At 68.6% G+C, this 19,934-nt stretch carries 22 protein-coding genes and 2 pseudogenes; 14 read left to right on the top strand and 10 right to left on the bottom strand.

All coding sequences use genetic code 11. The annotated features are described in order from the left end of the window. Positions 1-226: 226 nt before the first annotated feature. Positions 227-790: a hypothetical protein gene (locus tag ACYVMZ_RS38100; RefSeq protein WP_461087706.1), complete on the bottom strand. Its 564-nt coding sequence runs from the start codon at positions 788-790 to the stop codon at positions 227-229. On the opposite strand from ACYVMZ_RS38100, the gene ACYVMZ_RS38095 reads away from it, so the two are divergent. Further along, the gene (locus ACYVMZ_RS38095) at positions 773-1,459 is read left to right on the top strand and encodes an nSTAND3 domain-containing NTPase (protein WP_461087704.1); all 687 of its coding nucleotides are present in this window, start codon (positions 773-775) and stop codon (positions 1,457-1,459) included. The two genes, ACYVMZ_RS38100 and ACYVMZ_RS38095, sit on opposite strands and share 18 nt — an antisense overlap. Here ACYVMZ_RS38095 and ACYVMZ_RS38090 read toward each other — a convergent pair. Beyond that, positions 1,425-2,054 carry a hypothetical protein gene (locus ACYVMZ_RS38090; RefSeq protein ID WP_461087702.1) on the bottom strand — a complete coding sequence of 210 codons (630 nt, stop codon included), beginning with the start codon at positions 2,052-2,054 and terminating at the stop codon, positions 1,425-1,427. The genes ACYVMZ_RS38095 and ACYVMZ_RS38090 overlap by 35 nt on opposite strands. Before the next feature lie 900 nt (positions 2,055-2,954). Between ACYVMZ_RS38090 and ACYVMZ_RS38085 the strand changes: the two genes are divergently transcribed. Both ACYVMZ_RS38085 and ACYVMZ_RS38080 read left to right on the top strand, forming a co-directional pair. Further along, positions 2,955-3,674: an RNA polymerase sigma factor gene (locus ACYVMZ_RS38085; protein WP_461087700.1), complete on the top strand. Its 720-nt coding sequence runs from the start codon at positions 2,955-2,957 to the stop codon at positions 3,672-3,674. Next, a complete protein-coding gene (locus tag ACYVMZ_RS38080) occupies positions 3,671-4,777 on the top strand; it encodes a CU044_5270 family protein (RefSeq protein WP_461087698.1) in 1,107 nt (368 codons plus the stop codon). The genes ACYVMZ_RS38085 and ACYVMZ_RS38080 overlap by 4 nt, the downstream gene beginning before the upstream one ends. 130 nt (positions 4,778-4,907) lie before the next feature. Here ACYVMZ_RS38080 and ACYVMZ_RS38075 read toward each other — a convergent pair whose 3' ends face one another. The 3 genes from ACYVMZ_RS38075 to ACYVMZ_RS38065 form a co-directional block, all read right to left on the bottom strand. Then, positions 4,908-5,309, bottom strand: coding sequence for an ester cyclase (locus tag ACYVMZ_RS38075; protein WP_461087696.1), 402 nt, complete (start codon positions 5,307-5,309; stop codon positions 4,908-4,910). 200 nt (positions 5,310-5,509) lie between these two features. Then, positions 5,510-6,988 (bottom strand): alpha/beta fold hydrolase, encoded by a 1,479-nt coding sequence (locus tag ACYVMZ_RS38070; RefSeq protein ID WP_461087694.1) that lies wholly within the window; start codon positions 6,986-6,988, stop codon positions 5,510-5,512. 92 nt (positions 6,989-7,080) lie between these two features. Next, positions 7,081-8,109 (bottom strand): medium chain dehydrogenase/reductase family protein, encoded by a 1,029-nt coding sequence (locus ACYVMZ_RS38065; protein ID WP_461087692.1) that lies wholly within the window; start codon positions 8,107-8,109, stop codon positions 7,081-7,083. 181 nt (positions 8,110-8,290) lie between these two features. Here ACYVMZ_RS38065 and ACYVMZ_RS38060 point away from each other — a divergent pair, with 181 nt between their 5' ends. Continuing rightward, positions 8,291-8,956, top strand: coding sequence for a TetR/AcrR family transcriptional regulator (locus ACYVMZ_RS38060; protein WP_461087690.1), 666 nt, complete (start codon positions 8,291-8,293; stop codon positions 8,954-8,956). Between the two features lie 407 nt (positions 8,957-9,363). On the opposite strand, the pseudogene ACYVMZ_RS38055 reads toward ACYVMZ_RS38060, so the two are convergent. Further along, positions 9,364-9,710 (bottom strand): annotated as a pseudogene (locus ACYVMZ_RS38055) (P-loop NTPase family protein); the annotation flags it as partial. 255 nt (positions 9,711-9,965) lie between these two features. Between ACYVMZ_RS38055 and ACYVMZ_RS38050 the strand changes: the two are divergent. The 4 genes from ACYVMZ_RS38050 (at position 9,966) to ACYVMZ_RS38035 (ending at position 11,948) form a co-directional block, all read left to right on the top strand. Next, complete coding sequence (locus tag ACYVMZ_RS38050) at positions 9,966-10,262, top strand: hypothetical protein (RefSeq protein WP_461087688.1); 297 nt, start codon at positions 9,966-9,968, stop codon at positions 10,260-10,262. Continuing rightward, a complete protein-coding gene (locus ACYVMZ_RS38045) occupies positions 10,259-10,942 on the top strand; it encodes an esterase/lipase family protein (RefSeq protein ID WP_461087686.1) in 684 nt (227 codons plus the stop codon). Before ACYVMZ_RS38050 ends, ACYVMZ_RS38045 begins: the two co-directional genes overlap by 4 nt. Positions 10,943-11,251: 309 nt before the next feature. Then, the gene (locus ACYVMZ_RS38040) at positions 11,252-11,848 is read left to right on the top strand and encodes an IS110 family transposase (protein ID WP_461087684.1); all 597 of its coding nucleotides are present in this window, start codon (positions 11,252-11,254) and stop codon (positions 11,846-11,848) included. Next, a complete protein-coding gene (locus ACYVMZ_RS38035; protein WP_461087682.1) occupies positions 11,754-11,948 on the top strand; it encodes a hypothetical protein in 195 nt (64 codons plus the stop codon). The genes ACYVMZ_RS38040 and ACYVMZ_RS38035 overlap by 95 nt, the downstream gene beginning before the upstream one ends. A gap of 63 nt (positions 11,949-12,011) precedes the next feature. On the opposite strand, the gene ACYVMZ_RS38030 is transcribed toward ACYVMZ_RS38035, so the two are convergent. The 3 genes from ACYVMZ_RS38030 to ACYVMZ_RS38020 all read right to left on the bottom strand — a co-directional run bounded on the left by ACYVMZ_RS38030 (position 12,012) and on the right by ACYVMZ_RS38020 (position 13,426). Continuing rightward, positions 12,012-12,320 carry a hypothetical protein gene (locus ACYVMZ_RS38030; protein WP_461087680.1) on the bottom strand — a complete coding sequence of 103 codons (309 nt, stop codon included), beginning with the start codon at positions 12,318-12,320 and terminating at the stop codon, positions 12,012-12,014. Then, positions 12,268-12,558, bottom strand: a complete 291-nt coding sequence (locus tag ACYVMZ_RS38025; protein ID WP_461087678.1) for a Ku protein — start codon at positions 12,556-12,558, stop codon at positions 12,268-12,270. The genes ACYVMZ_RS38030 and ACYVMZ_RS38025 overlap by 53 nt, the downstream gene beginning before the upstream one ends. A gap of 283 nt (positions 12,559-12,841) precedes the next feature. Beyond that, positions 12,842-13,426 (bottom strand): TetR/AcrR family transcriptional regulator, encoded by a 585-nt coding sequence (locus ACYVMZ_RS38020; protein WP_461087676.1) that lies wholly within the window; start codon positions 13,424-13,426, stop codon positions 12,842-12,844. A gap of 108 nt (positions 13,427-13,534) precedes the next feature. Here ACYVMZ_RS38020 and ACYVMZ_RS38015 point away from each other — a divergent pair, with 108 nt between their 5' ends. After that, on the top strand, positions 13,535-14,419 hold the full coding sequence (locus ACYVMZ_RS38015) for an NAD(P)-dependent oxidoreductase (protein WP_461087674.1): 885 nt from the start codon (positions 13,535-13,537) through the stop codon (positions 14,417-14,419). A gap of 35 nt (positions 14,420-14,454) precedes the next feature. Next, positions 14,455-14,946 (top strand): IS5 family transposase, encoded by a 492-nt coding sequence (locus ACYVMZ_RS38010; protein WP_461087672.1) that lies wholly within the window; start codon positions 14,455-14,457, stop codon positions 14,944-14,946. Here the strand turns inward: ACYVMZ_RS38010 and ACYVMZ_RS38005 are convergent. Then, positions 14,916-15,114, bottom strand: a pseudogene (locus tag ACYVMZ_RS38005) (transposase); the annotation flags it as partial. The gene ACYVMZ_RS38010 and the pseudogene ACYVMZ_RS38005 overlap by 31 nt on opposite strands. 267 nt (positions 15,115-15,381) lie before the next feature. Between ACYVMZ_RS38005 and ACYVMZ_RS38000 the strand changes: the two are divergent. The 4 genes from ACYVMZ_RS38000 (at position 15,382) to ku (ending at position 19,842) form a co-directional block, all read left to right on the top strand. Next, positions 15,382-15,843, top strand: a complete 462-nt coding sequence (locus tag ACYVMZ_RS38000) for an ester cyclase (RefSeq protein ID WP_461087670.1) — start codon at positions 15,382-15,384, stop codon at positions 15,841-15,843. Positions 15,844-16,338: 495 nt separating this feature from the next. Further along, a complete protein-coding gene (locus ACYVMZ_RS37995; protein ID WP_461087668.1) occupies positions 16,339-16,689 on the top strand; it encodes a hypothetical protein in 351 nt (116 codons plus the stop codon). A gap of 184 nt (positions 16,690-16,873) precedes the next feature. Next, the gene (locus tag ACYVMZ_RS37990; RefSeq protein ID WP_461087666.1) at positions 16,874-18,379 is read left to right on the top strand and encodes a helix-turn-helix domain-containing protein; all 1,506 of its coding nucleotides are present in this window, start codon (positions 16,874-16,876) and stop codon (positions 18,377-18,379) included. Positions 18,380-18,915: 536 nt separating this feature from the next. Then, positions 18,916-19,842 (top strand): non-homologous end joining protein Ku, encoded by a 927-nt coding sequence (gene ku, locus ACYVMZ_RS37985; RefSeq protein WP_461087664.1) that lies wholly within the window; start codon positions 18,916-18,918, stop codon positions 19,840-19,842. Positions 19,843-19,934 lie beyond the last annotated feature (92 nt).

Genomic DNA, 19,934 nt, shown 5'->3' with positions numbered 1-19,934 from the left:
ACCACCCCCCAGGTCATCCGTTCGACAGGGGGGAACAGTCATGCCGGGCCCGGAGGCCAGCGGCCCTCTTGCAGGACCGCGAAGAACATAACGGGGGTGGTGGTACGGCCCTGCCGCGTGCTGCCTGGCCGCCCGTGGGCGCGCCCTGGCCGTGGGCCGGGCGCCGGCGGTTCGTGCAGCGCGCGGGTGTGGGCTGCTTCGGTTACCGCCTGCTGGTCCCATCCGGTCAGCCGCAGCGGCCCTTCGCCGCGAAGGGGCCGGTCCAGGTTCCCGAAGCAGTCTGCTGCCCCGATGAGGTCCACGGCCCACGACGGGGTCGGCCGCTGGCGGTCGCCGTTGGCCCGGTCCAACGGTGCGGTCGGGTCGGCAGTTGGGTTGCCGGGCGGCCGGTGAGGATGCGCAGGGCCAGTGCCGCGGCGTGGACGGGGTGGGCGATGCGCGCATGCAGCCGGTGTGCGAGGAGCATGGTGTGCTCATCGGCCTGAAGTGGAAAGTGGCCGGCCGCGGGCAGCGGGAGCACGGTGCGGCCCAGACGGCGGGAGACCGCCTCGATATCGGCGCGGGACGGTGTGCGTCGCACCGGCAGCAAGAAGCACGGCTCGGCGGGATGGGGCGGGAACTGCGCGGCCGTCTCCCACCACCCGAACCGGCCGGCCTGCCGCGCCCCGGCCAGCTCAGTGGCAGCCAGGGCGCGGCGGGCCGCGGCCAGGGTGTGCACCTGCTCGTGCGCCAGCATCGGCAGGGCGGCGGCCAGCGCGGGCGGCATAGGGCCGTGGCACAGCAGGGTCACGCATCCCGGTCAACTCCCGCAGGGCGAAGAGGTGCTCGAAGTGAGGCCGACGCCACGCTCGCCCCGTCCGAGCTGGAGGACGAGTTCACCAAGGCCGCCGCGCTGGTGGCACGGGGGATGTGCGGCACGTATGTGCTGCTGACCAACGCCCGGGTCACTGGCGCCTCCGAGGAGGAGATCCGCCGGCGGCTGCGCGCGTGCGGGGTGGCGCATCCGCTGGTGTGGGACGGGCAGTGGCTGAGCGACATGGTCGCCACGCACCGCGGGCTGCGGATGTTCGTCCCCCGCGTATACGGGCTGGGGGATCTGTCGCAGATCCTCGACGAACGCGCGTACGCCCAGGCCTCGGTGCTCATGGCGTCCGCGCCCGAGCAGGTGGCCACGTTCGTGGTCACCGGCGCGTACCGCAAGGCGGCCCGCGCACTGCGGAATCACGGCTTCGTGCTGCTGCTGGGCGACCCGGCCGTCGGTAAATCCGTCATCGCGCTGATGCTGGCCATCAGCGCGGCCGACAACTGGGGCTGCGCGGCCATCAAGGCCCGCACCTCCGAAGAGCTCGTGCAGCGGTGGAACCCACACGAGAAGGAACAGCTGTTCTGGCTCGACGACGCTGCGGTCCGCCATGAGGAACACATCACCCACGCCTGGCACGCGATCTGCCGCACGTGATGAGCGCGGTCAAGAACGGCGCCCGGGTGGTGCTGACCTCCCGCGACGCCTCCTGGCCGCAGGAGGCGAAGACGCGGTGCACGGCCTTGCCCGAATACGACAGGCGCATCGCGAACACGAAGCAGGTGACCAACTCACCGGCCAGACGTACCTTCACGTCGCCGAAGTCCACCTCCGCCTCGGCCCCCGGCCGGTGGGACTGCGGGATGAACGCGTGCACCACCCCGCGGCCGGCCTCAACGGCGATCTGAGGCCGTCGGTCGGCGACATAGGCCCGCACCATCGGATAGGTCACCGCCTCCGCCCCGTGCTCGTCGACGAGTCGGTCGAAGATCCGCTTGACCGTGTGACGCTGCTTGCGCGGAGCATCCAGATCCGTCCGGAGCATCTCGTCGATCAACGGCTTGTAGGCATCCAAGCGGGTGCCGCGCGGGCGCGGCTTCTTCCGCGGCTCCGGCCAGACCGACTCCAACGCGGCCTTCACGGTGCGGAATCCGACTCCGTACTCACGTATCAAGGCCCGGTGCGACATCCCTGCCCGGGCATCACGGCGGATCGCCGCGTACAAGTCGACCTTGGACTTCGGTGGCGCCATCGCAGCCTCATCCCGCAGAGCACACCGATCCTCCCACCGCAATCCTTCAAGCGTTGCCAGAACTCACAGACATCGCCCTCCGGCGAAACGAGGCGTTCTCGCCCCTGAGTAACAAGTGGTGTCAGCTCCCACTTACAAAGCCACCCAGCTGAAGCGCGAGCACCAACTGCGACTCAAACAGCTGTTCCGAGAGGCAAGCTTGGGCGGCAAGAGAACGACGTCATCACGTCTTTCGTATGACGGGTCTGTATCTGGGTGCAGTCATAAGCGTCGCGATGCTCGGCGCCGGGATCTACGTCGCCCAGGACGTTTGGTGGCTGGCGACCCTCCTGTGTGGTCCAAGCTTGATCGCTATGGGCAAGATCTTCGTGCTTCGCCGAAGTGACGCAGACGACATCACGGCCGTCTCGCGGGGGGCCCGTGCCTCAACAAGTGCCGCGGCCCAGGCCCAGCCACCCGTTCCGTAACGAGGAGTACCTGCGACCACGGCAAAACCGCGTGGTGACCTGCACGAACACGGGGACGGTCCTGCGGGCCGCGCAACACCTAGCGCAACCCTTGGCGCAACATCCAGCGCAACAGATAGGCGCAACCCTTGCCGCAACCTCGTGCTCCTGGTCGACCAAGGCGGGCGATCCGAGCGGACGCGGGGACACCGGATCCCAGACCCGGCCTGGACAGCAGGAGGGCGAGCTCCTGCCGCTGGGAGGTCCCGTCAGTTATGTCACTCGGCTGGCAAGTCCCTCATCCCCAAGACATGGGCCGAACGGTCAGCCACCGCTTGGCCACTACCGCCCGGGGGTGCGACCGGCTCGCACGGCGCGACAGGCACGTTGCTTGTGAGGCACGTCACTGGAAGTCGGGCCGAGGCCCAGACAGCTCATAGAGGTGAGCATTGACATGCGTGCCCGACTACGGGCTGGGGAGCCGGCCGCGTTCGCCGAGCTGTTCGACACTTACGCCCGCGGCGTGTACAACCATGCCTTCCGTCTGACCGCCGACTGGTCGACGGCCGAGGACGTCATGGCCGCCACCTTCATGGAGGCCTGGCGGCTACGCGACAGGATCGATGCCGAAGGCGGCTCCCTACGGCCCTGGCTGCTCGGCATCGCCACCAACACCGCACGCAACCAGCTGCGCAGCAACCGGGGTTATCGCCGGGCAGCAGCGGCCACGGCCGCGGCCGAACTGCCCGTGCCCGACCACGCCGACGAGGTCACCACCCAGATCGACGACCAGCGCAAGCTGGCGGCGACCCTCCGGGCACTCGGCGCGTTGCGCAGACAGGAGCGCGAGGTCGTCGCGCTCTGCCTGGGGGAAGGGCTCGACTACGAGGCTGCGGCGAAGGCGCTGGGGATCCCCGTGGGCACCGTCGCGTCCCGGCTCTCCCGGGCCCGCAGGAAGCTCCACTCCCTCACAGAGGTCGAGCTCGCACAGCACGGCGGTGCCGCGACAGCGGGCCGGCACGTGACGAGCGGCCCCGCCCGGCCTGCGCAGCGGACCCGAAGCGTGGGGGGATCCGAAAAAGTTCGGAGCAGGCGGGAAGCCGGGGTGGCCGGCCGACAGATACCAGGTGACCACATCAACACCGTCCGGCCCGCACAGGAAGGAAACCGATGAGCGCGAACACCCCCCGGCAGAGCCCGGGCGCTCGGGAGGAAGCCGTCGCACAGCTGCTGTCCCACACTGCGCGTGACCTGCCGACGGGCCGCCACGAGTATCACAAGGAGCGTTTGATGGCACGCATCGAGCAGGCACAGCGCACGCGCGAGTCGTCCCCCGGCACCCCCGGCATCCCGAAAGTGCGCAGGCTCCGGCTGCCCCGCCCGGCTGTCGCACTGCCCGCCCTGGCCGCTGCCGTGGCCGCTGCGGTCATCGCCGGAACGGCGATGACCGGCGGCGGGAACGGGAACGGCCCTGTCATCGCCACCGGCCCGGCCCTGACCACACAGATCGGCGCCACAAGCCCGCGCGGAGTCACCCAGCTGCTCGACCAGGCCTCCCTTGCCGCGGCACAGGACAACCACCCGGTTCTCAAGCCGGGCCAGTACGTCTACATCGAGTCCGAGACGGCCGACACGTTCGTGAAGACCGTGGGCGACAAGAGCAGCCTCGCCAGCCACGAGCTGCACAAGCGCCAGGTGTGGTACTCGGCCGACGGGACCAGGGGCTGGCTGATCGACCCCGCCGTCAACGACAGTCCAGAAGGAGAAACCCTCAGCCTTCCCGACGAGCAGGGCAACACCCCCGTCGCCGGCCTCAACCACCCGTCCTACGAATACCTGGCCAAGCTGCCCACCGACCCCGATGCCCTCCTCGCCAAGATCTACAAGGAGACCGAGGGACACGGCAACTCGCCGGACCAGGAGGCGTTCACGACGATCGGCGACCTGCTGGGCGAGAGCTACCCGCCGCCCGCCCTGACCAAGGCCCTGTTCAAGGCCGCCGCGAAGATCCCCGGCGTCGTCACCGTCGATGACGCCGTCGACGCGATCGGCCGGCACGGCGTGGCGGTCGCCCGGCTGGACGACAAGAGCGGCCAGCGCGAGGAATGGATCTTCGATAGAACCACCCACGTCTTCCTCGGCAAGCGCACCGTCCAGGTGAGCAAGGCCGGCGGCCCGGAGGCAATCATCAAGCCCGGCACCGTCCTGTTCACCAGCGCCGTCACCCAGCGGACCATCGTCGACGCCATCAAGCAGGTTCCGGCCAAGGTCAGCTGACACACCCTCAGAGCCTCGCCGCCGCTGCCGCAGCGCTGTTTTAGGGCCGAGGAAGCCTGCCACGCATGCCCCGCCGCCCTCACCGACCATGCGGTCGGTGAGGGCGGCGGGGCAGCGGGCGGGTGGTCCTTTACAGGGCGTGGAGCTGGGTGAGGAGCTGGAGGGTGTCGGAGTTCAGCCAGTACTCCACGAACTTGCCGTCCTTGATGCGCAGGGTGTCGGTGCCGCTGAAGGTGACGGTCGTGCCGGGCTGGGCCTTCGCCCCGGGGAAGCCGCCGGCGTAGGTGCCGGTGGCCGTCCAGCGCACGGAGGCGCGGTGTCCGGCGATCAAGGGGTCGATCTGCAGTGAGAAGCGCAGGTCGGGGAAGGCGGCGCGTGTCTGGGAGATCCAGGCCACCAGGCCGTCCGCGCCTCGGATGCTGCTGCCGTCCCCTCCGTCCAAGAGGGCGGCGTGGACCTTGAAGTCCGGCGAGATGATGCCCGACGCCTGGGTGAAGTCGCCGTTCCAGAGGCGAAGCCACGCATCGAGCATCGCCTTGGGTCCCTTGGCGGGGGTCTGGTGCCTGTGTGCCGTGACTGCATGTTCGGCTGTGGTGGCGGAGGAGGTGTGTGCGGCAGCCGTCGTTGCGCTGACGGCCAGGGCGGCCATTGCGGCAGGGAAGAGGAGGCGTATCCGGTGGCGTGCGGTGGTGGTCATGATGGCTCTCGCATGTCTGGTCAGTGGGACGAGTGTCAGTCGGTGCAGGTGGTGTCGGGAGCGGGCAGCGCGCGGGTGGTGAGGTAGCGGTTGGTGGCGTCGCGCACGCACTGCGAGAGCAGGAACATGCTGTAGTCGTCGCCTTCACGGCTGAGGACGACGCTGCCGGGCAGCTGAGCCGCCATGGCGAAACCCGCGCTGTGCGGAGCGAGGGCCTGGTGGGTGGACTGCAGGACGAGCGTGGGCGGCGCCCCGTGTACAGGGGCGCCGGCCGCCACGGGGTGGGCGGGGACGGGCCAGCCGAGGCAGCCGGTGAGCGCGGTCCATGAGCGCACGGCACCACCCAGGTGCGGGGAGATGCGCGCCAGGTCCTTGCGCAACCGGGTGAGCTGTTCGAACGTGGTCACCGGGCGCGCGGTGTCCAGGCAGGCGGGGACCTGGACCTGGACGGGGTCGAGGGTGTCGTCGGGTTCGTAGGTGAAGTCGGTGGCGTCGTCGGCCTGGGCCTTGACCACGGCCCGGGCGAGGGCGGGCCAGGTGATGCCGGAGAGGGTCAGGTAGTCCTGGGTGGCGCTGCGGATGTCCTCGCCGGTCAGTGGTCGGCCGCCGCCGGTGACGGGGATCGGGCTGCGGTCGGCGCGTGCGACGAGGGCGTCGTACTCCGCTGCGGCGTCCTTGCCGTGCAGGGCGCAGTCCGTCGAGGTGGCGCACCAGGTGGTGAAGCGGCGGAACGCCTCTTCCGCTGTGGCTGCTTCCCTGCGGATTCGCTCGGCGGGCGCGGTGGTGTCGTCCAGCGCCGTGTCGAGGACCATGGTGCGCAGTCGGCCGGGGTAGAGGTCGGCGTAGGTACGCCCGAGCAGCGTGCTGTAGTGGATGCCGTACCAGTTGAGCTGCTTCTCGCCGAGACCGGTTCTCACGGCTTCGAAGTCCCGCGCGGTGCTGGTCAGGTCGACGTGGGCGACCAGGGGGCCGTTGCGGCGCAGGCAGTCCTTCGCGAAGGCGCGGTTGTGGGCCACGAGCCTGTCGAACTGCGCCTGGTTGCGCGGGAATTGGCTGACGCCGGCGGGCTTGAGGGGCGTGGTGCAGCGGATCGGCGTGCTGTGGCCCACTCCGCGCGGGTCGACGGCGACCAGGTCGAAGTTCCGGCTCATGGCGCCGGCGAACGACGGGAAGCCGATCCGCATCGCCAGCCGGAGCTGTTCGATCGACGACCCGCCGGCGCCGTTGTTGAGCAGCAGCGTGCCCTGGCGATGGGCCTGGTCGTCGGCGGGGCGGCGGACCAGGGCGAGGGTGAGGCTGCCCGCGCGCGGGTGGGTGTAGTCGACCGGGACCCGCAGCGTGCCGCACTGCATGCCCTCGAACTCCGCGTCTGCGCAGGCGCTCCAGCTGATCCGGCTCGCGGGGGTGGTCGGCTGGGTGCGAGCGGGGGCGGCGACTGCCGGGGTGGCGAGGGTGGCCGTGGCGACGACGGCGGCGGTGAAGGCGCGCCGGGCATACGTGTGGAGTCTGGACATGGCGGGGATCTCCTGAGCGTCTTCGCGCCGTGACGGCGCAGAGGAGGTGCGGGGACGGTGAGGCGGGTGTTCGCCGGCTTCTGCGTGGATCGTCAGGCGTGCAGGACGATCTTTCCGGCGACGGTGCCGGACTCGGCCAGCCGCATCGCCTCGGCGGCCTGGGTCAGGGGCAGCTCGGCGGCGATCTGGGCAGTGATCTCGCCACGCCGGAGCGCTTCGAACACCTCGGTGAGGTCGGCGCGCAGCCGGGCCCGGAAGCGGCTGTGGCTCAGGGCCCGGCCGGCCCAGACGTTGAAGAAGTAGGCGCGGCGGCGGTTGGGCAGGGCGTTCCACAGCCACACCCGCCCGAGGAGCTTGAGTACGGGCCACTGCTTGGAACCCTCATCGTCGCGGGTGGAGGCGCTGCCGTAGGAGACGAGCGTGCCGCCGGGCGCGAGAAGGCTCCAGGAGTCGACGATGCTGCGGCCGCCGACGTGGTCGAAGACGGCGTCTACACCGAGCGGGGCGATTTCACGGACGCGTGCCGGGATGTTTTCGGTGCGGTAGTCGATCGGGGTCACTCCTCGCTCCCGCAGGGCTGCGTGGTGGCGTGCGGAAGCGGTACCGATCACCTTCGCGCCGGCGGCCTGGGCGAGCTGGACCAGGACGGAGCCGACTCCTCCGTTGGCGCCGTGCACCAGGACGGTCTGCCCGGCGCGGACGCGGGCCTTGCGGTGCAGCATCTGCCAGGCCGTGATGCCATTGATCACCACGGTCTCCGCCTCCGCCGCGCCGATCCCGTCCGGCACCGGCACCACGTCGGCGGCGTCGACGACCACGTGGCTGGCCCAGCCGCCGACCTTCAGCAGCGCGGCCACCCGGGTGCCGACGAGACCGAGGCCGACACTTTCGCCGGCCGCCACAACGGTGCCGACCAGGTCGTAGCCGGGGACGAACGGGAAGGGCGGCTGGTCGTAGTAGCGGCCCCGGCGCATCTGCTGCTCGGCGAAGGAGACGCCGGTGGCTTCCATGCGGACGACGACCTGGCCCGGGCCGGGGGTGAGGATGGCACCCTGCCGCACCTCGAGCCCCTCCGGCTCGACCTTGCCCGGCAGCACGACCTCGATCACTTCGGCGTTCATGACGACCTCCCTCAACTCTCACCAGCACGGTTAGTGGCTGGCGCTTTCGTTAGAAGTTATAACTGACTGCCAGGGTGACGGTCAAGAACTTTCGCTATAGGCTCTAACTCCGAGGGAGGCGCCGAGCAGCACCGCACGGCACCTCAGGTACCGGTGTCCAGGTGGGTGAAGGGACGAGCACATGGCTGTCGCGGGCAAGGAGACCCCACGCGAGCGCTACCGGGCCCAGCTGCGGGCCGAGATCAAGGAGCGCGCCTGGGAGCAGATCGCCGCCGCCGGGGCGCCGGGGCTGTCCCTGAACGCCATCGCCAAGCAGATGGGCATGAGCGGCCCCGCGCTCTACCGGTACTTCGCCAGCCGCGACGAGCTGATCACCGAACTGATCCGGGACGCCTACCGCAGCCTCGCCGACACCCTCCGCACCGCCGCCGCGTCGGGTGCGGACCTGGCCGGACTCGGACGCGCGCTGCGCGCCTGGGCACTGGACGACCCCCAGCGCTACTTCCTCGTCTACGGCACACCCGTCCCCGGCTACCACGCACCCGACGACGTCACCATGATCGCCTCAGAGATCATGGACGCCCTCCTCGACGCCGCCCAGCCGGTCGGCGCAGCCGCGGAAAACCCGGACGCAAGCCATCCCGACACCCCCCTGGAGGCCCACCTCGCCGAGCACCGGCAGTGGGCCGCCGACCACCCCGCACCGCCGGCCGCCCTGCGCCGCGCCCTGCGCTTTTGGACCCGCCTGCACGGCATCCTCTCCCTGGAACTGGCAGGCCACTTCACCGGCATGGGATTCGATCCGGCCGAACTCTACGAAAACGAACTACACCACCTGCCCCAGTAGACCGCCCCTTTGAGGACACCGCGATCGCGGTGATCCAACCGGCATGCGACAGCTGCCCTCCGGCCTGCAAGATCCCGTACGTGCGGTGCGCCTGCCGTCGTCCGGTCTCCAGGTGTGGCCCGAACTGCGTCCTGAGGAGATTGAGGTACATCACATCGCCCAGTCGGGGGATCCCCACGCGCCCGACCATGCCCGGTCCGCCCGCCGTCGTCACCTGGGCGGCCGGTGGCCTGGGTGGAAGGCATGGTGCGTGACGTGGACACTGCCGGAGCCGATGCTGGCCACCCCCGTGCCTGATCCTTGAGATCGGAGCCGGGGCCGCGCAGCTGCCGGACGCCGCCGCGCTGGACGGGGAGCTGGTCGTATGGGACCCCGCAGGACGGCTCTCCTTGTGACGGAATGTCGGCTCACCATCTGTCACAGCAGTGCCCGGGGCAGCGGTTCACGGCGGGCACGTAGGCCAGGCTGGTGTCGGTCATGATGCGACGGTCTCGTGCAGGGCGCTGTCGGCGCCGATGACGGTCTCGATGCCGCCGGGCAGCAGATCGCGCTCCCGGTACCAGTCGCGCAGCTGCGTCTCGTTGACGTCATCGGCGATCGGCTTGGTGGCGTGCCGGGCGAGGGTTTCGTCGAACGGCACGTCAAGATAGTAGCCGTGGGTCGGGCCGCAGTGGTCGGCGCGAAGCTGGGCGAGCATGTCGCCGTAGTGGTCGGCGTAGAGGATGCCTTCGACCACGACGTGGAATCCGGCGTTTTAGTACGGCGGGCCAGTTCGAGCTTCGCCCGCACAGCTGGTGGGTGAGCTGCTGGACCCGACGACCGCAGCCTTCAGCATCGGCGAGCCGCGCATCGCGGATCAGCGTGCTGCGACCTTGCGGCAGGTGGGTGGCTAACAGGTGCGTGCTGATGCCCCACGGACGGGAAAACGGTGCCGGAGCATTGTCCGGAACCAGTAGCGCCTGTCCGGGACAGGAGCGGAAAGGCTGGTGAACCGCATGGGGAGAAACCCGTGCTGGAACGGGCCTTGCCGGACGGCTCGGGCGTCACAAGACTTCGCCCCACAGCAGCCGAATCCGAAAGGAACAAGGGAATGTCTGTGTTAGGCAGAAGAGTCAGGACCGCCCTCACCGTCGGCATGGCGATGGCGGCGTTCGCCGTGGGACTCGGCGCCCCGGCTTCGCAGGCTGCGGAGCCCGCCCCGCCGGCGAAGAGCGACAGCGCCGACAAGCCGGTCTACCTGGTCAAGGGCTACACCCCGGACAGTCCGGGATGCGACAGGAAATGGAAAGCGCCATCCGTTCCATGAGGGGCTGGGGCTGGACCGGGGAGTTCGTCAAGGTCGGCTTCTATACCGCCGACAACGGCGGGGGCTGCACCGTCAACATTGCGAAGGACGGGGACGCGGACACGTCCATCAAGTACCTGGGACAGCAGCTCGCCTGGGACATCCACCGCAGGTACACGTTGAGGGGCAAGAGCGTCGATGTGATAACCCACTCGATGGGCGGACTCATCGCGCGCGCGGCCCTGGCCGGAACCCAGCGCGGCGAGGACGGCTTTCCTCCCAAGCTGTACGTGGAGGATGTCGTGACGCTCGGTACGCCGCACCGCGGCGGGATCCTCACCTACTTCTGCGGCGACGTCGAGGGCCAGCAGTGCCGGGACATGCGCCCGTCCTCTCCCTTCATGGCCTGGCTCGGACCGACCCTGCCGCAGGGCGAGGGGGGCACGGACTGGACCCTGATCGCCTCCCACTTCGACTACGTGGCCAACGTGAACTCGGCAACACCCGAGGCCGCCGGCGCCCAGCACCTCGTGCGCTACGCGATGTCCGCGCAACTGGATCACAGCGAACTCCGGACGCAGCGCACGGGGACCTACCGGATGAACTACACGAACAATGGCAGCCCCTGGCGCCACATCAGGTACGGCGCTGCCCCGGTTCGCGCGGCCATGAACGCCATCTACTGGGCCGACCGCTGGTGATGGCTTCCGGCTCTGCCGACCCGCCCCCTCGCCGGACCCCCAAGCCGGGCCCTCACCACCGCCGCCATTCCGGTCAGTGGGTCCTACGTTGTTGTGCGGGAACGGGCCAGTCGTAAGGTCCAGAGGCCCAGAGACCCCGGTACGGCTTTCAGTGGGTGCCCTTGATGGCTCGCTCACCTGGCCGCCCGGGGTCTCAAGACGGCTCAATTCAACAATGAGCTGCGGGCGCCCCCGGGTGCATCGCTGAGTAGGACCACGCTGGCGAGGCCGTCCGGGAGAAGAGCGCATATCGAACGACCAGAGGAACGGGTGGCCCGGATTTGGGCGGGGATCGACATCAGCAAGACGCACCACCACTGCGTGGTCCTGGACGCCGAGGGCAAGCGGCTGCTGTCGCCACGGGTGTTGAACGATGAGCTGGATCTGCTGGCCCTGCTCGCAGACGTGCTCGCCATGGGCGAGGACGTCGTCTGGGCAGTCGATGTGGCCGACGGCATGGCGACTCTGTGGATCAACGTGTTGCTCAATCACGGGCAGCAGCTCGTCTACATACCCGCGCTGGCGGTCAACCGGGGCTCGGCCAGCTACCGGGGTACGGGTTCTGTTCCTCGCAGGCAATCGGTTCGGCTCGGCGAGGACGTCGCGGTCGACGTACGGGTCGGACAGCGGCCCCGCCGTCCGACCCGTCCCCGGGGTTATCCACAGGCCGGAACACGGTCTGGTTCCTCCCTACGCTGCTGCCCGAGTCGATCACACGGGGGTGTGCGGGATGCGGTACGGCGTGGTGGTGGAGGAGCTCGCGGTGGAGGTCATGGCGCAGCTGCCGGACGATCGGGCCCGCCAGCAGGTGACGGCGCTCGTGGAGGTCGCGCGGATGGATCCACGGGCCTGGCCCGATGTGCGTGACCCGGGCTCCGTGGAGGAGATCCGGGAGGCCTTCGGTCGGCGGTGCTGGATTCAGTACATGCCGCACGCCGGAGCGATCGAGGTCCGTGACATCGGCTGAGCGGGCTGATCACGGCCCCTTCCGGTCGGCCTTCGAGGGATGCTTCGTGGGATGCCGGGCGGCTCATGCCTCCTCAACGCTCTGCTGCAGCGCGGTCATGAGATCGACAGCAGGTTCGGGCTGAGGCGGTTCGGCCAGCTCGCTTCCCGTGACGACGGCGTCGACCAGCTGCTCCAGGGCGTGGGCGTACCCGTCGTGATCCACGCTGTCGTCCACGCCGATCATCTCCTGCACCAGCACCTCCGCCAGCCATCGCTCACGGTCGCTGAGCGGGACGGCGGGGACCAGGTGGGCAAGGTCTCCGGGGTCGCGGATCTCATCACGCCAGCGCAGGGTCTGCAACAGCAGCAGTCCCCGATACGGGCTGACCACCGCCCGGCGTTCGCGGTTGCGGATCGCGACCTTGGCCTGGCCACGAGCCCGGTCTTGGAGAGACTTCCACCAGTAGCGCGTACGGGCGGTCCGCGTCCCGTGATGCGGGAGCGATGTAGTACGGCCGGTCATAGCTGATCGGGACCACACCGTGCGGCTCGATGAATCCCACCACCGTGATCGTGTGCTTGGTAGGCAGAGGCAGGCTGGCGAGGTCATCCTCGGAGAGCGGCAGCATGCGGCCGTCCGGGAGGGCGTTCTCTGGGGGACCATTCCCTGTTGCGTGACGTCGCAAGTCCCCTCTTCGTTGGGGTGCTGCGACGGTTCTCTGGGGGTGTGGCTCTGCGGTAGATCGTTGCGCAGAGTACAGATGGCTGGCTGGCGAGAGCGCTCAGCACTCCGTGGCGGCTCAATCTCGCCGTGACCGCGTATCAGCAAAAAGATCCGCCTCGGCTTCGTGAGGGATCCCGGGGAGCTGACCGGACTAGGCCGTGTCTCTCCGATCAACGTCAGTCGGCTGCTTACGGATTGGGCGGGACCTCGTACGAGTTCACCAGGCGAGCCAGCTGACGGCCTGTCGCAAGCAGCGGTTCCTCACTGCGTGCGACCTGTGCCGTAACTTCGGCCCCTTCCAAGGCGCTGATGACGGTGGTTGCCAACTCGCGGGCCGTGTCGGTGGGGAAGCCGCAACGCAGCAACTTGTCGTGGACCAACTGTTCCCAGCTTCGCAGGGCGTCCGCGCACGCCTGCTGGATCTCTGAGTCGGTGCCGAGCGTCTCCAGGGCCGCCGCTGTGACGGGGCAGCCGTCGATCCACCCCGAGGCGCGCAGTTCCATTGCCAGCTGCCGAGCGCAGGCGTTCACCGCTTCGGCCGGGCCTTCCTTGCTGTCCAGGGTCTTCTCAAGCAGTGCCGCGAACTCTTGGCTGCTGTGCCTGATCGCTGCCACGGCGACAGACTCCTTGCCGCCCGGGAAGAAGTGGTAGACCGACCCGAGGGTGGCCTGTGCCTCCGTGGCGATCTGTTTGATTCCCGTGCCGATGTAGCCCTGCCGCTGCAGGAGGCGCGCTGCGGTGACGACGATCCGGTCCCGAGTACTGGTCTGCATGCGGCCACCGTACGCGCAATTGAGTAGAGCGTTCGTTCCAGTGCCGTGATACGGTGCGGGCGCCGGTCTGAATAGAGCGTTCGTTTTAGTGGCAGTGGAGGTCTCAGTATGAGCGGCAGCATCAAGCAGTCGGTCACCGTCATCGGGCTCGGCCCCATGGGCCAGGCAATGGCTGCGGCTTTCCTGGATCGTGGATACGCGGTCACCTTATGGAACCGCACCTCCTCCCGCGCGGATGCGCTCGTGTCCCGCGGTGCGGTGCTCGCACCGGGGGTGGCCCAGGCGCTCGCCGCAAATGAGGTGGTGATTCTCAGTCTCACCGACTACGCGGCGATGTACGACGTGCTGAACCCGGCCACAACGGCGCTGACCGGCCGGGTCCTCGTCAACCTCAGTTCCGGCACCCCCGAGAGGGCCCGGGCCGCCGCCCGTTGGGCGGCCGAGCGGGGTGCAGTGCACCTCACCGGCGGCGTCGCCGCGTCGCCCTCCGGGATCGGGCAGCCCGACTCGTCCACCTTCTACAGCGGCCCGCGCGAGGCATTCGAGAGGCATCGGCCTGTGCTCGAAGTCATCACCGGCAGGGCCGATTTCCAGGGGGAGGATCCGGGGCTCGCGGCTCTCTTCTACCAGCTCGGTATGGTCATGTTCTGGACATGCATGCTGAGCTACTGGCAAGCGATCGCCCTTGCCCGTGCCAACGGCCTGACGGCGGCCGACATCCTGGCCCACGCCACCGACACCGCAAACTCGCTGCCCGACTTCTTCGCCTTCTACGCCGAACGCATCGACGCCGGCAACCACCTCGGCGACGTAGACCGCCTGAGCATGGGGATGGCCAGTGTTGAGCACGTCCTGCACACCCACGCCGACTCGGGCGTCGACGCCACCCTTCCCTCCGCCGTCGCCGACCTCTTTCGGCGCGGCATGGACGCCGGCCACGCTGCGGAGAGCTTCTCCAGCCTGGTGGAACTCATGAAGAAGGCCGAGGCATAGCTCACCTACCCGACAGGTGATGCACCGCCAAGATCGTGATCAGCAGAGGTGACCTGACCGACGACGAGTGGGACCTGCTGGAGCCGCTGCTGCCGGTCAGCAATAACCGATGCGGCCGATGGCGGAACCACCGTCAAGTGATCAACGGAATCATCCACCGACTTGGCACCGGAGCGCAGTGGCGAGCACTGCCAAAGCGGTTCGGCCCATGGCAGACCGTCCACAAACGGCACCTGCTGTGGTCGGCCGACGGCACCTGGACCCGGCTCCTCCAGCACCTTCAAGCCGTCGCCGATGGCAAGGGCGACATCGACTGGGACATCAACGTCGACTCCACCTCGGTACGCGCGCCCATCACCATGCTGCCGGCGCGCCAAAGCGGATCTCACCTGCCGCACCGTCAGGCTCTTCAGAAGGAAGATCGGCGAAGCTCGAGCCTGTCACTGACGGCGGTGAGCTTGCACAGCCTGTCGACGAAGAAGACGCGACAGGCGACACGTAGGCGGCGCAGACATATGAGGCTGTAGGCCAGTTCGAGCAGGGCCCTGGTGGAGATAGGCGCGTCGTTCGTATCAGGTGCGGAGCCGTTTGAACTCGTGCAGCCAGGCGAAGGCACGCTCGACCACCCAGCGCACCTTGCCCAGTCCGGAACCGTGGGCGACGCCGCGTCGTGCGATCAACGGCTTGATGCCACGTCAGCACGCGCGTCTAACCGCGCGCCCAGCGGCACAGGCGAGCAGGCTGACGCACTGGAGGTCGGTGGGGTGCAGACCGAGGTGTTCGGCCATGGCCTGGTTGAACAGGGTGTAGGCGGCGTGGTGGCGCGGGGCCATCACGCCGCCTGGACCAGCTCCTCACGGCTTCGGTTTGACATGGAACCGCCCTCGCATCCTACTCATATCTGCGTTGCGCAGATAATGTGTGGTGCAGATCCTTTGTAGCACGACCCTTTGGGAGAACCCATGACCACCCACACCCCCGAGCATCTGCGCGTCCTCTACGGCCGTTGGAGCGAGATGTGGCGCGGCGACTTCAGCCACGCCAAGGAGATCCTCGACCCCGGCTTCGTCGTCCACCAGGCCCGCCCGGACGGCAGCGACTCCGAGGCCACCACCGGCCCCGAGCGCCTGCTGCCCGAGATCGAGCAGACCATGGCCGCCTTCGGCGACATCACCATCACCGTCGACCTCGGCCCGATCGTCGACGGCGACCTGATCTCCGCCCGCTGGACCATGCGCGCCACCTACACCGGTGGCCTCCCCCAGGCCACCGCCCCCATCGGCACGAAGATCTCCTTCAGCGGCAACGACATCCTGCGCGTCCGCGACGGCCGGTTCGTCGAGTACTGGACCTGCACCGACATCCTCGACGGCCTGTCCCAGCTCGGCGCCATCTCCGGCCCCAACGGTCCTGCCCACCACTGACAGACGCCACCGAACGCGCTGGCCGAGGTATCAGTCCTCCCCGTCATATTCGAAGTCGTCGGCGTCGGGGTCTCGCAAGGGGCGCAGGCCCCGGCCGGGGCCGCTTGCCTCGATGTTGAACAGGTAGCGGCCCAGAAAACCGCCGACGGTAGTGGCGCATGCTGACAAAAGCGGTCCTGCAATTGCACGGTGCGAGTCGTGATACGACGCCGAGATGACTGGGTTGATGACAGTTCTGACACTTCAACTTCCGTGCGCGTCAATATTGACGACTCTTGTGATCGATTCTGATCTCTCGCGACAAAAAAAGAAGGGATAGTTTCGCCGATGAAAACAAGCCATGACTGACACGCGGAGCTACGGAAGTCAGGGAGTTTTCTGCTCTGTCCGCAACGAAACTCATGCGTCCTGGGGCGATCTAGGGTATGGCCACGCGTGAGGCATATGGGTGATTAGCGCATCGCACTGTGTATCGGTACCTTCACCCTCAGGTGCGTGCGGGATCTCGACTGTGTCTACCAAACCCTGTCCGAGATCCCGCACGCTTTCAGCGACACAAAGGAGTGCCCCATGGGGCGATCTACCCCTCGGCGCCGCCGTGCCAAACGGCCTTACGGCCACTTCGCTCGCGGCAAGCGTAATGGCCGTAACGAAAAGTTCCGTTACGTGAACCGCTTTGGCACGCAGACAGCTGTTGCGTTCATCGCGACTTTCTTCACCGGGTACGTGCTGGTTTTTCGACCGCCTGTTCAGGTGACGGTCTCCCAGGAGGCCGTCTACGCCCTGGCCGGTCTGCTGTCCGGCGCCGCGTTCAAGATCTTCCGTCGCCGCCGTTACCGGCACTGACGCCCATCAGGCGGCGGGGGAACGCACTGCCGGTCCCCCGCCGCACACCCCAGACGGTCCGGGCCCGACCTCAACCGGGCCCGGGCCGCCAGGGACGCGACGTGTAACGAAAGCCGGTGAAATTCGGCTGTATCAGCGCCGCGCAACCCGCTCTGAACCCTTTTCGTGACGGGATGGAAGATCTGTGAGCAACACGTGCGAGTTCTGCGGCTCCGCTCTCGCCGGAGGACCGGGGAAAGGCCGGCCACGCAAGTACTGCGGAGACGCCTGCCGCCAAGCCGCCCACCGGCGCCGCGTGCACGGTGAACCCCCAGCCCAGACTGCTGCCCTGCCCACCTCCCCGGCAGGAACACCGCCGGAAGCACGGCCCGTATCCCGGAGCCTGGCGCCCCGCGCCGCTGCTCACGGCCCGTCGGCTGGTGACGAACTCCTCATCGAGATCGCCAAGGACATCCAGGACAGCGCACGCGACCTCGCGCGGCTTCTGCCGACCTCCGACGGAGAGGAACCCCTGCGCCGCATTGCCCAGCTGCACGAGCAGCTCGACGGCCTGACGGCGGCGGTCGTCGGCCGGGCCCGCTACCGACGCCTCACCTGGTCCACCATCAGCTCCATCCTGCGCGTCAGCGAAGACACCGCACGCCACCGCTACACCGAGCGGTACATCCTTCGCCGCCTCGCCCGCTTCAACCGCACCGAGGCGGCGCTCACCTCGCTGGCCAGCCTCTTCAACAGCACGGCCCCGCATACCGCCGAATCTCCGGAGGACCTCTCCGACCGCGACGCCGCAGGCGAGTCCCGCGACTCAGGCACCGAACGAGGGGAAAGCCCCGATCAATCCACACCGATCGAACCGTCCGGAGCGGCGTACAACCGGCTGGCACCGATCCTGTCGATGCTGATCCGCACCGCCCAGCTCACGAACAAGGAAGTCAGCAGCCGCATCGGATGCTCCGCCTCCTACCTGTCGCGCATCCTGTCCGGCGAACGCGTGCCGACCTGGGCGCTCACCCGGAGGTTCGCCCAGACCTGCGGCGCCGACCCGGAGGTTCTGCGAACCGTCTGGGAGTCCGAGAAGCTCAGCGAGAAGAACCGCGAGACAACCGTGAAACCGGATGACCCTCCCATGCCCGCCGCCGAACGGCTCCGCACCGCCGTCCACACACTGCACCTGCGCGCAGGACGCCCCGCACCAAACGACGTGGCGGTCGCCAGCCGCTGGCTGCTGAGCGCCGGCGCCGTCGCCTCCATCCTCGAAGCCACGGTCCTGCCGCACCGCGACGTCCTGGAGACATTCGTGCGCGTCCTCGGCGGTGACGTCGACCACTTCAAGCAGCTCCTGGACGACGCCCACCGCGAGGCCGCCAGTGGAGCATTCCTTCAGCCCTCCCCCCGCTCCGCATCGCATGCCGCGACGGCGGTCCCCACCGGACCAAGCACCGCCGCGGAGTCAGGCACAGATCCCCACCCAATCGGTCCGGACGCCGTCATGAAGACGTTCAGCAAGGTGCTCCTCGAGGAACGGCCCGTCGAAGACGGCCGCGCCCGGCTTCTGCACAAGCTCGCCGAGCAACAAGTCCCCGCCCGGCTGACGGACGGCGACCAGCCCCGCCCTCTTACGGCGACTGTCGAGGCACTGCGCCACCGCCCCCCGGCACACCACATTTCGCCGCTCCGAGCCGGGTCATAGCAGCACGGGCTTGAGGGCTGACACACGCGGTGCCGGCCCAAAACGGCGTCACAGGGCCGCGGGACAGCCGGACGCTCGGCGGACCGGCGGGTGGCTTCGGGCGGTGCGGCAGGACCCAGCCATGAACGTGCATGGTCGCGCTCTGCCAGTCCTCGAACAGCTCGGGCAGCGAGCGGCAGGAGGCGCGGCGCCGGCTCGGCGACGGTCACCCACATGGGAGGCCAAGGGACGCCCCGTAACCTGCGCCGTGCTCGAATGGCAGCGTCCTCGTTACGTCGCCGGAGGGAGCCGGCAGTGCACGAAATGTGGTGCGGCCCAGATGCCTCGGGCCAGCCGGTGTGGCATCTCCTGGCCGCTGACAAGAACGGCACGTTGTGCGGGACGGCGAAACGGGCAGAGCCCCATAGGCATGAGCCGACGGACAAGCACTGTTTCCCCTGTATGGCGGCCCTTCAGGCTGCCATGGAGCCTGCGGGTGCAGCCGTGGGGGACGACTCGTAGGCTGATCGTGCTCGGGGCGATTGTGGAGGTCTGCCATGCCCCGAGCGATTTGGTCCGGAGCGATCTCGTTCGGCCTGGTCACCGTCCCCATCCAGGTGGCCAGCGCCACCGAGGACCACAGCATCCGGTTCCACCAGTACCACCTGCAGGACGGCGGTCGGGTCCGGGTGCGCAAGTTCTGCGAGGTCGAGGACCGCGAGGTCACCAACGACGAGATCGGCAAGGGATACCAGCTGACCAAGGAGCAGGTCATCCCGATCAGCGACGAGGAGCTCAGCAACCTGCCGCTGCCGACCGCGAAGGCGATCGAGATCGAGGCGTTCGTCCCGCTGGAGAGCATCGACCCCATCCGCATCGGCGAGGGCTACTACCTCCAGCCCGCCCAGCCCGTCGCCGCCAAGCCCTACAAGCTGCTCGTCCAGGCGCTCGGCCGGTCGTCGAAGGTGGCCGTCGTGAAGTACGCCTGGTCCGGCAGGGAACGCCTCGGCCTGCTGCGGGTCCGTGGCGACGTGCTCGTACTCCACGCGATGCTCTGGCCCGACGAGATCCGCGACCCCACCGAGCTGCTCCCACCGCCGGTCGAGGTGACCGACGAGGAGATCGACGGCGCGCTCGCTCTGATGGACACCATGACCGTCGACGACCTCGAGGAGCTTGGAGTGCGCGATGAGTACACGGAGGCCATGGCGCAGATCATCGAAGCGAAGCGGGAGGACCGCGAGCTGCCCAAGGCGCCGGAGCCGGAGCAGCCCGCCAAGGTCGTCGACCTGATGGCCGCCCTGAACGAGTCCGTACAGAAGGCCCGAGCCTCCCGCGGCGAGGCCACCGAGGCGGCGGTGCACGAGATGCCGAAGCCGAAGAAGACCACGGCCAAGAAGCAGCCGACCAAGAAGACCGCCGCGAAGAAGACCGCCGCGAAGAAGACCACGAAAAAGACGGGCCGCCGGCCGCGCAGTGCCTAGTGTCCCGGTCCGGAGATCCTGTCGCAGTAGCGGCAGATGCGGTCGATGATCTGGTCTGCGGTTTTGGTCCACTTGAAGGGTCTGGCCTGCTC

This window comes from Streptomyces deserti (assembly GCF_054782695.1).
The sequence above is the reverse complement of the archived record's forward strand: the minus strand, read 5'-3'. Positions and strand labels throughout refer to the sequence as shown.